Source organism: Prevotella conceptionensis 9403948, assembly GCF_000312305.1.
GTDB classification, from domain to species: Bacteria; Bacteroidota; Bacteroidia; order Bacteroidales; family Bacteroidaceae; genus Prevotella; species Prevotella conceptionensis.
Genome location: NZ_HE999446.1, coordinates 43810 through 52394 on the forward strand (window position 1 = coordinate 43810; position 8585 = coordinate 52394).

The 8585-nt window shown below is 49.9% G+C and carries 7 protein-coding genes and 1 pseudogene; 2 read left to right on the forward strand and 6 right to left on the reverse strand.

Annotated features, from left to right (window positions below):
• Positions 1–680: 680 nt before the first annotated feature.
• Positions 681–2018, forward strand: coding sequence for a dGTP triphosphohydrolase (dgt, locus tag BN93_RS06420; protein WP_019187515.1), 1338 nt, complete (start codon positions 681–683; stop codon positions 2016–2018).
• Positions 2019–2124: 106 nt separating this feature from the next.
• Here the strand turns inward: dgt and BN93_RS06425 are convergent.
• Together BN93_RS06425 and BN93_RS06430 are read right to left on the reverse strand one after the other, a co-directional pair.
• Positions 2125–3037: pseudogene (locus BN93_RS06425) on the reverse strand (ComEA family DNA-binding protein).
• A 77-nt stretch (positions 3038–3114) separates the two neighbouring features.
• Positions 3115–4476 carry a sodium-dependent transporter gene (locus BN93_RS06430; RefSeq protein ID WP_019187516.1) on the reverse strand — a complete coding sequence of 454 codons (1362 nt, stop codon included), beginning with the start codon at positions 4474–4476 and terminating at the stop codon, positions 3115–3117.
• Positions 4477–4660: 184 nt separating this feature from the next.
• Here BN93_RS06430 and BN93_RS06435 point away from each other — a divergent pair, with 184 nt between their 5' ends.
• Positions 4661–5086 carry a VanZ family protein gene (locus tag BN93_RS06435; protein ID WP_019187517.1) on the forward strand — a complete coding sequence of 142 codons (426 nt, stop codon included), beginning with the start codon at positions 4661–4663 and terminating at the stop codon, positions 5084–5086.
• Here BN93_RS06435 and BN93_RS06440 read toward each other — a convergent pair.
• From BN93_RS06440 to BN93_RS06450, 4 genes are all read right to left on the reverse strand, one after another.
• Positions 5037–5537 carry a CYTH domain-containing protein gene (locus BN93_RS06440; protein WP_019187518.1) on the reverse strand — a complete coding sequence of 167 codons (501 nt, stop codon included), beginning with the start codon at positions 5535–5537 and terminating at the stop codon, positions 5037–5039. The two genes, BN93_RS06435 and BN93_RS06440, sit on opposite strands and share 50 nt — an antisense overlap.
• 96 nt (positions 5538–5633) lie before the next feature.
• The gene (locus BN93_RS17925; RefSeq protein WP_019187519.1) at positions 5634–5771 is read right to left on the reverse strand and encodes a hypothetical protein; all 138 of its coding nucleotides are present in this window, start codon (positions 5769–5771) and stop codon (positions 5634–5636) included.
• A gap of 502 nt (positions 5772–6273) precedes the next feature.
• Positions 6274–7392, reverse strand: coding sequence for a peptide chain release factor 2 (gene prfB / locus BN93_RS06445; protein WP_009231674.1), 1119 nt, complete (start codon positions 7390–7392; stop codon positions 6274–6276).
• A 172-nt stretch (positions 7393–7564) separates the two neighbouring features.
• The coding region (locus BN93_RS06450) for an AMP-dependent synthetase/ligase (RefSeq protein ID WP_044260031.1) at positions 7565–8585 on the reverse strand (1021 nt) is incomplete at its 5' end.

Below are 8585 nucleotides of genomic sequence, written 5' to 3' on the forward strand. Positions count from 1 at the left end.
CGAGGGTGTGAGGATGTTAGTTGATGGGTTAGTAAGCTTGTGGGGGCGTGAGGTTGAAAGTTGGTGAGTGTGTGAGGTTGTAAGTTGATGAGGTCGTGAAGGTGTGAGTTGGCGGAGCTGTGAGTTGATGGGATTGTGAGTCGATGGGGGTGTGAACTTGGAAGTTGGCGAGGGTGTGAATTTGTAAGTTGATGGGTTGTGAGTTCATAAGTTTGATGCGTTTGTGAGGTCGTAAGTTGATGAGGTAGTGAGGTTGTTAGTTGGGTGAAGTTGTGTGTTTGCAAGTTGGTGATGTTGTAAGTTGGTGAGGTTGCGAGTTTGTAAGTTGGATGAAGTTGTGTGTTTGTAAGCTGGTGAGCCTGTGGGTTTGCAAGCTGACGAGGTTGTGAGGCTGAAAGTTGGAGAGTTGATGTATTCGGGGGATACGGGGTTTTCGTGAGTTTATTAGACATTGAATTGATTTATACTGCAATACACATGTGGCAGGGGCGCATATCTTGGGTAGGCATCACAAGGCCAACAAACAACTCTCAATTTATAGAAACATTAAAAAAACGACGTGGATTGTACATTGCAGGAGACGAAACACATGATGCGCGCTATATAAAATATGTGTGGGAATAGTGTGCAAACGAACTTTTTTGTGTAAGTTTGCAAATACAAAATAATGAACAACGATAATGAACTGGCAACAACTGATATCCAACAAGCGCCTTGGACAAGAAGACAAACATCCCGAAAGGCACGACGACCGCTCGGAGTTTAAACGCGATTACGACCGATTAATCTTCTCGGCTCCTTTCAGACGACTGCAAAACAAGACACAGGTGTTCCCGCTGCCGGGCAGCGTATTCGTACACAACCGCCTTACACATAGCCTTGAAGTGGCCTCGGTGGGCATGTCGCTGGGCAACGATGTGGCTCGCGCGCTGGTAAAGCTGCATCCTGAATTGGCCAATACGCTGTTCGAAGAAATCGGCACCATCGTAAGCGCAGCCTGTTTGGCACACGATATGGGTAACCCTCCCTTCGGGCATAGTGGCGAAAAGGCCATACAGACGTTCTTTTCAGAAGGTGCCGGGCTGACGTTGAAAGACAAACTGTCGCCCAAATTCTGGACAGACCTCACCCATTTTGAAGGCAACGCCAATGCCTTCCGCCTGCTTACACACCGCTTTAACGGGCGTCGCGCGGGTGGTTTTGTGATGACTTACACCATGCTATCCAGCATTGTGAAGTACCCCTTCGAAAGTGGCGCATCGGGAAAGAAGAGCAAATTCGGGTTCTTTGCAACGGAATCAGACACCTATTGCAAAATCGCCGATGAATTGGGCGTTATTCGTCTGTCGACACCCAACGAGCCTTTGCGGTTCGCTCGCCACCCATTGGTGTATCTGGTAGAGGCTGCCGACGACATTTGCTATGAGGTAATGGACATCGAAGACTCGCACAAGCTGAAAATCCTCTCGTTTGAAGAGACCGAAAACCTGCTGTTGGGATTCTTCGATGAGCAGGAAAAACAACGCATAAGGAACCGAATTGAGGAAGAGGGCGTTACCGATGTGCACGAGAAGGTGGTGTATATGCGGGCTTGCGTGATTGGCTTGCTGGAACGCAGATGCGTAGATGCCTTCGTTGCCAACGAGCAAAAGTTGCTTGATGGTACGCTTGAAGGCTGTCTTATCGACCATATCTCGCCCCTGGAACGCGAGGCTTACCGGCTCTGCGAAAAGGTTTCGAGACAGAAAATATACAACAGCAAGCCTGTGCTTGATGTGGAGTTGAGCGGTTATAACATCATGGAAACCCTGCTTACGGCATTGGTTGAGGCCGCAGCCGAACCGCAAAGGTACTATTCTAGGCAGCTTATTCAGCGGTTTAGCAGCCAATACGACATTAACAGCCCTAGCCCTGAAACACGCATACAAGCCGTGATAGACTATATTAGCGGCATGACCGACCTGTTTGCGTTAGACGTTTACCAAAAGATTAAGGGCATTTCGTTGCCTATCGTGTAAGGCGTTGTAGTGCGAAAAGCTGCGGCAAGGGCTTGGGTTATGACTTTTCCACCACCTCATTTGCCTGCCACAGCTCGTATTTTCGCCCATTCCATCGGCATTAAGCTTAAAAGGTGATGTAGGGTTGTAGCCTTCGTATCTTCTCTTCCGAGAAGTCTTTCAGCAGCTTTAGTTGTTCAAGGCTCTGCAAGTCACCATGCAAACGGCGGAAATCCACAATGGCGCGGGCCATATAAAAATTAATGTACGGATGCCTTTTCAGCTCGTTTAGGCTTAGCTTATTAACGTTCAGGCGATGAATTTTGGCCAACTCATCGGCAGAAACGGCAAAGAAAGTGAGCGACTCAATGGGAAAATCGTCTATCTCGGCCAACTGTTCGATACTTGAAAAACCGCCTAACCTGTTGCGATAATTCACTATTTGTCGGGCAAAATAACTGCCTATGCCAGGCACTTTCTTCAAGTCGCTGGTATCTGCCGTGTTTAAAAACAACGTGCATTCCGGCCTTCAACTTCATGGGGTAGCGCAAAGTGTCGCGTTGATGCATGGTGCGCGGGCGTTCAGAGGCGATGAAATCGGCCGCAGGGCGAAAGTCGTCGGCAATGCGGATGTAGGGTTCTAGTTGCCGATATTGCTTTAAAGTAAGCCCATATAGTCGGGCAAAGTCTGATGGTTGCCGAAAAACACCGCCTTTGTTTCTATATTTCAGCAAGCTTTTCACCTGCCACGGCTGCAATCCCAAAGCCAAAAGTTGTTCGGGCGGAGCCGTATTGGGGTCGAAGGGTGTTAGGTGAATGGCCATCTGTGTGGGCTCGTCCAAATCCCAATCGCTATCAGAACGGGACGATGAAACCGCCTGTTTTGATGGCTTACGCTGTTGGGCGGTTGGCTTTTCGGCAGTTATTGACAAGCCACTCGACCAGCGAATGGCCACGAAAATCACCACAATGGCCACCAAGAGAAAAAGGATGGCCTTGCGGTCGGACTTTGAAAAGTAGAACAATTCTTTCATTGACATGGTATGTAGGATTAATGGTTTCGGTGAAATGGGGCTTTTTTTGGTGTTTCACCATCTGTATGGACACCCCGAGGACATCAGAATAGCCCTAGCTGATGTAAGAAAATGGCGAGTATGCACAGCGGACAAATGTAGCGCACGCTGAACAGATAGGCGCCAAAGAGCGTGGAACGAAGTGTGCCCCAATTGGTGAATTCGTCTTTTACGAGCTTTCGTGGCACAAACCATCCAAGGAATATGCAGGTGAGAAACCCACCCACGGGCAGGAAAATCTGGCCTGTTACGAAGTCGAAGATGTCGAACAGCGTGTGCCCGGCGATGCTCAAACCACTCATTGCGCCCAACGAAAGCGAACAAAACGCACCTATTGTGAGCGTTCCTGCCGTTACGATGGTGGCAGCCTTCTTACGAGTGATGTGGAATTCTTCGAAGAAGAAGGCAGTGCTTACCTCGTGCAACGAGATGAGCGACGTGAGTGCGGCCAAGCCCAAAAGGGCATAGAACATGAGCGAAAGCACATATCCCACGATGGGAACGCCCGAAAAGGCTTGCTGAAACACGTGGTGAAGGGTGATAAAGATGAGCGACGGGCCGCTATCGGGGCTTACGCCCACCGAGAAAGCGGCGGGAAATATCATCAAACCGGCCAAAATGGCCACCACGCTGTCGATAACGGAAATCTGAACAGCCGACTTCAGCAGGTTGGTTTGCCTACTGAAATAAGAGGCGTAGGTGCAAATGCAACCCATTGCAATGCTCAACGAGTAGAACGACTGGCCTAGGGCATCGAGAAAGACGTTGGAATTGACCTTAGAGAAGTCGGGATTGAAGAGGAAAACGATGCCCTTGCCTGCTCCTGGCAGCATGCACGAGGCCACAACGATAACCAACAGCAACACGAAAAGCGTGGGCATGAACAGCTTGGAGGCCTTTTCGATGCCCCCACGCACGCCGTGGATGATTACATAATGGGTGAAAAGCAGGATGATGGCCGTCCAAAATACGGGTAGGAAGGCACTAGACGAAAAGTCGGAGAAGTAATTGGCGATGGCCGCATGGTCGCCTTGCAACTGATTTGTGGCCGAGGCGTACATATATTGCAGGCACCAACCTGCCACAACAGCATAATAGCCCGTGATGAGAAAGCCTGTTGCCACGCCCAAAAAGCCCACCCAACGCCACGGACTGCCTTTGCCTGCCACCTTGGTATAGGCTCGTGCGGTGTTGGATGCACCGTGCCTGCCAATGATAAACTCGCTAACCATGCAAGGAATGCCTAGGAACAGGATGCAGCACATATAGATAAGGATGAACACAGCACCGCCATCGGCACCAGTCATATAAGGAAAACGCCACACGTTGCCCAGGCCTACGGCCGAACCAGCCGTGGCTAATATCAATCCTAACTTGCTCCCAAATCCTGCTCTACTTTCAGACATAATCGTAACTATTTTGGTTTATCATGGTGCAAATTTACAAAAAACATCTACTTTTGCATAGAAGTTAGCAGCATTATTACATCTCGGCCATACGATTTGGCGACTTTTCGGTGTTTAAAACAGCGATTTCGTACTTTCAGAAGCACATAATGAGCCATTCGTTAGCCAAAAAGACATTAGAGATATGAAACCGACAGGACTGCAAAAAGTGAACTATGGCCGGCACATCATTATGGCCTACCCCTTTGCCACATGCATCATCTTGGTGATATGGGTGATTTGCCTGATGCCCATTCCTGAAACACCCCTGAGCCATCTCACGCTCTTCGACAAGTGGATGCATATAACGATGTATGCCGTTTTGTGCGTGGTGGTGTGGGCGGAGTACCTCCGCAGGCATCGAGAGCTGAACAAAATACGCCTTTTCATCGGTATTTTTCTAGCTCCCCTGTTGATGGGCGGACTGATTGAATTGGCACAAGCCACCTGCACGGGCGGTAACCGCAGTGGCGATTGGCTCGACTTTGCCGCCAATAGCATAGGCGTTGTATTGGGCAACCTTATCGGTATGCTTCTGGTAAGGTGTTTCGCCAAAGGCAAAAAGGATTAGCCAGGAGGTTGGAGTTGTAGAAACGGCGGTCGCCAGTTACTTCTGGCCCGATGAAATGGGGCTTTTCAAAGGCCTCATCCTCACTTCCCAATTCCACTTCGGCCAACAGCAGACCTTCGTTATTACCATAAAATTCGTCGATTTCGAAGGTGTGGGCACCGCTTTTCACCAGATAACGCCGTTTGTCTACCACTCCGCCGCGACAGAGCAGCAGCAGTTGGTCGGCCTCGTGGGGCGGTATCTCGGTTTCGAACTCGTATCGCGACAAGCCGCCATTCGTCGAACGGCCTTTTATTGTAAGGTATGCGTGGTCGTCGCGTTTGCGTATGCGCACCGTAGCTCCCTCGCATGGGATGTAACCTTGCACGATATGGCTGCTCGAAAAAGCCGCCTCGCGATAGGCTCCGCCTTTTTCTACCAAGAATTTTCGTTCTATTTCTTGTCCACTCATCTGATTGGCATGTTGTGTTTAGCGGTCTTCACCTGGCTTGCAACACGTTTCGTAACTACATTTACAAGCAAGGCGAAGACCTGAAATTACGAAAAATCACGATTTCATCGCATAAACCAGCAAGATAAGAGCCAGCAAGGCCAACACCCCCACTAGCCAATAAATCACTTGTTTGGCTTGTTTCTCTTGGCGCGCCTCACGTTGTGCGCGGCGCATTTTGCTTTTCTCACTCATAGACTTTTAGTTTTTAGGCTCGCGTTCGGGTAGTTCGACTTGCAGCGCAGCACACGTCCGTTTCTCAATTGAAGATGAATTTGAACCTCGTTTCGGACTTAATGAAATCGTTTTTGGCGGTTTCTTGTCCACCAGTCATCACTTAGATGGGTCCTTGTGCATTGCTTTAAACGGTTGCTCTACATGCGAGCGGCATTATTAATTAGGCTTTTATATTAGTTGATGGCGTGACGAGTTGACGGGGTGACGAGTTAACAAGTCGACGGGTTGATGGGTTAACGAGCGAACAAGATGGCAAGTTAACGAGTTGAGGAGCTGACGAGTTGACAAGCTGAGGGGGCTGACGAGGCGTCTTGGTTTTGTTTAGTTTCCCATTACTTCCCTATCGCAACTGGTTAAACTGGCTTACTAAACCAAGCATGTAGCCTAACCCGCCCGTTACTACTTACTCCTTATCACCCACTCCTTACCACTTACTACTTTGTTCCTTGCCACGTTTTCCTCATTCCTCTGTTACGGGAAACTCCATCAAGTAGGCCTTAATGAAGTCGTCTATCTTGCCATCCATCACGCCGTCTACATCAGCCGTTTGGTAATTGGTGCGGTGGTCTTTCACACGGCGGTCGTCGAAAACGTAACTTCTTATCTGACTTCCCCACTCTATCTTCTTTTTTCCAGCCTCAATCTTGGCCTGCGCCTCCAAGCGTTTCTTCATTGCGCGGTCGTACAATTGCGATTTAAGAAGTCGCATGGCATTGTTTCGGTTCTCCAATTGCTTGCGGCTTTCGGTATTCTCGATGAGTATTTCTTCTTCCTCTCCTGTGTCGGGGTCGGTGTATTGGTAACGCAACCGCACGCCCGTTTCCACCTTATTGACGTTCTGACCGCCTGCGCCGCCACTTCTAAACAGGTCCCACGACACCTTTGAGGGGTCTACATACACCTCGATGGTGTCGTCTACCAATGGCGAAACGAACACCGAGGCAAAGCTTGTCATGCGTTTTCCCTGCGCATTGTAGGGCGAAACGCGTACCAGTCGGTGCACACCATTCTCGCTTTTGAGGTAGCCATAGGCGTATTCGCCGCCCTCTATCTCCATCGTTACGCTCTTAATGCCGGCCTCGTCGCCCTCTTGCAAGTTGCTTATCGTAACCCGATGGCCATGCGACTCGGCCCAACGCATGTACATGCGCATCAGCATTTGCGCCCAATCTTGGCTTTCCGTGCCGCCAGCACCCGAGTTTATTTTCAGCACGCAGTCCATCGGGTCTTCCTTTTGGCGTAGCATGTTCATCAGTTCGAGGTTCTCGACAGCCGTTATCGCCTTGCGATAATCCTCGTCCACCTCTTCTTCCGTCACCATGTCGTCGTGGTAGAAGTCGAAGGCAAGCTGCAATTCGTCTGCTGCCTGGCGCACTTCCTTATAGCCCACAATCCATTTTTCAATGCCTTTCACCTTTTTCATCTGCTCTTGTGCACGTGCGGGGTCGTCCCAGAAGTCGGGAGCTTGCGTTCGTAGCTCCTCCTCTTCAAGTTCCACCCGCTTATGGTCGATGTCCAAGTAGCGGTGTAAGGCCTCAGCCCGTTCTTGTATATCTTTAAGTTGGTCTGCTGTAATCATGTTTTGCGTTATTGGTTCCCCATATTGTTCCGCATAGTGGCACATAGGCGTGTCTTTGCAGACGAAGAAGGCTAAAATTGCCCATTCCATCGTGCAACGGCAGACCTGGGGGTGTTCGTTCGTTTCGTTGTACTCCTATTTATATATCAAGTGTGCAATGCCAAAATTGTTTTTACTCCTCGTACATCTTGTCGATAAGTTCCTTATAATTGGCTAGGATAACGGGTCGACGTAGTTTCAGCGTATTGGTTAGTTCGCCATTCTCCATGCTGAAATGGTGAGGAATAAGCGTTATGCGCTTGATTTGCTCGTAGGGCGACAGCTGTTGCACAAGCGTGTGAATGCGGTCGAGCATCATTTGGTGTATCTGACGGTTGGCGCAAAGGTCTTCGCGCGAGTTGAAGTCGATGCCATGAGCATGCGCATACTCCTCAACAACCCTAAATTCGGGCACCACCAATGCCGAAACAAACTTGCGTTCGTCGGCAACTACGGCCACTTGGTCGATATACTTATCCACCAAGAGCAACGCCTCTATCATCTGCGGAGCGATGTACTTGCCGTTCGATGTTTTGTAAAGGTCCTTTATGCGTTCGGTAAGAAACAGCTCGCCGTTCTTGATGTAGCCAGCATCGCCCGTTCGGAAGAAACCATCCTTATCGAAAATCTTACTGTTAAGAGACTCTCGCTTGTAATATCCCTTAGTGATAGTAGGGCCTTTTAACAGCACTTCATTGTTCTCGCCAATCTTTATCTGCAGTCCGTTGATAACCCTTCCCACCGAGCCGAGGGTGTAAGGTTTGTCCACACGGTCGCACGAAACGGTGGCAAGGCTCTCCGTTAAGCCATAGCCCACCATCATAAACAAGCCGATGGAATGTACGAACTCTTCCACTTCGGACGACACTCGCGCGCCGGCCGTGGGAAAGATGTTGGCGTTTTCAAGTCCCAATTGTTTGCGCACAAGGCTCAGCACCGTGCGGTTGAGCACCTTATACTCCATGCGCAAGGGCAACGGCGGGCGTTTTCCGCGGCTCAGATAATGCACATTGTGCCGCCTTCCCACCTCCAAAGCATGCTTAAAGAGGCGACGTTGCAGCGGCGATGCAGCCTCCATGCGTTCCTTTACGCCGGCATACACCTTCTCCCAGAAACGCGGAACCGACGACATGCACGTGGGATGGGTCTGCCGC

Excerpts from the sequence above, each read along its gene's own strand:
- prfB (WP_009231674.1), bottom strand. The coding sequence starts at position 7,392 with ATGATTACAGCAGACCAACTTAAAGATATACAAGAACGGGCTGAGGCC.
- BN93_RS06440 (WP_019187518.1), bottom strand. The coding sequence starts at position 5,537 with ATGAGTGGACAAGAAATAGAACGAAAATTCTTGGTAGAAAAAGGCGGA.
- BN93_RS06435 (WP_019187517.1), top strand. The coding sequence starts at position 4,661 with ATGAAACCGACAGGACTGCAAAAAGTGAACTATGGCCGGCACATCATT.
- dgt (WP_019187515.1), top strand. The coding sequence starts at position 681 with ATGAACTGGCAACAACTGATATCCAACAAGCGCCTTGGACAAGAAGAC.
- BN93_RS17925 (WP_019187519.1), bottom strand. The coding sequence starts at position 5,771 with ATGAGTGAGAAAAGCAAAATGCGCCGCGCACAACGTGAGGCGCGCCAA.
- BN93_RS06430 (WP_019187516.1), bottom strand. The coding sequence starts at position 4,476 with ATGTCTGAAAGTAGAGCAGGATTTGGGAGCAAGTTAGGATTGATATTA.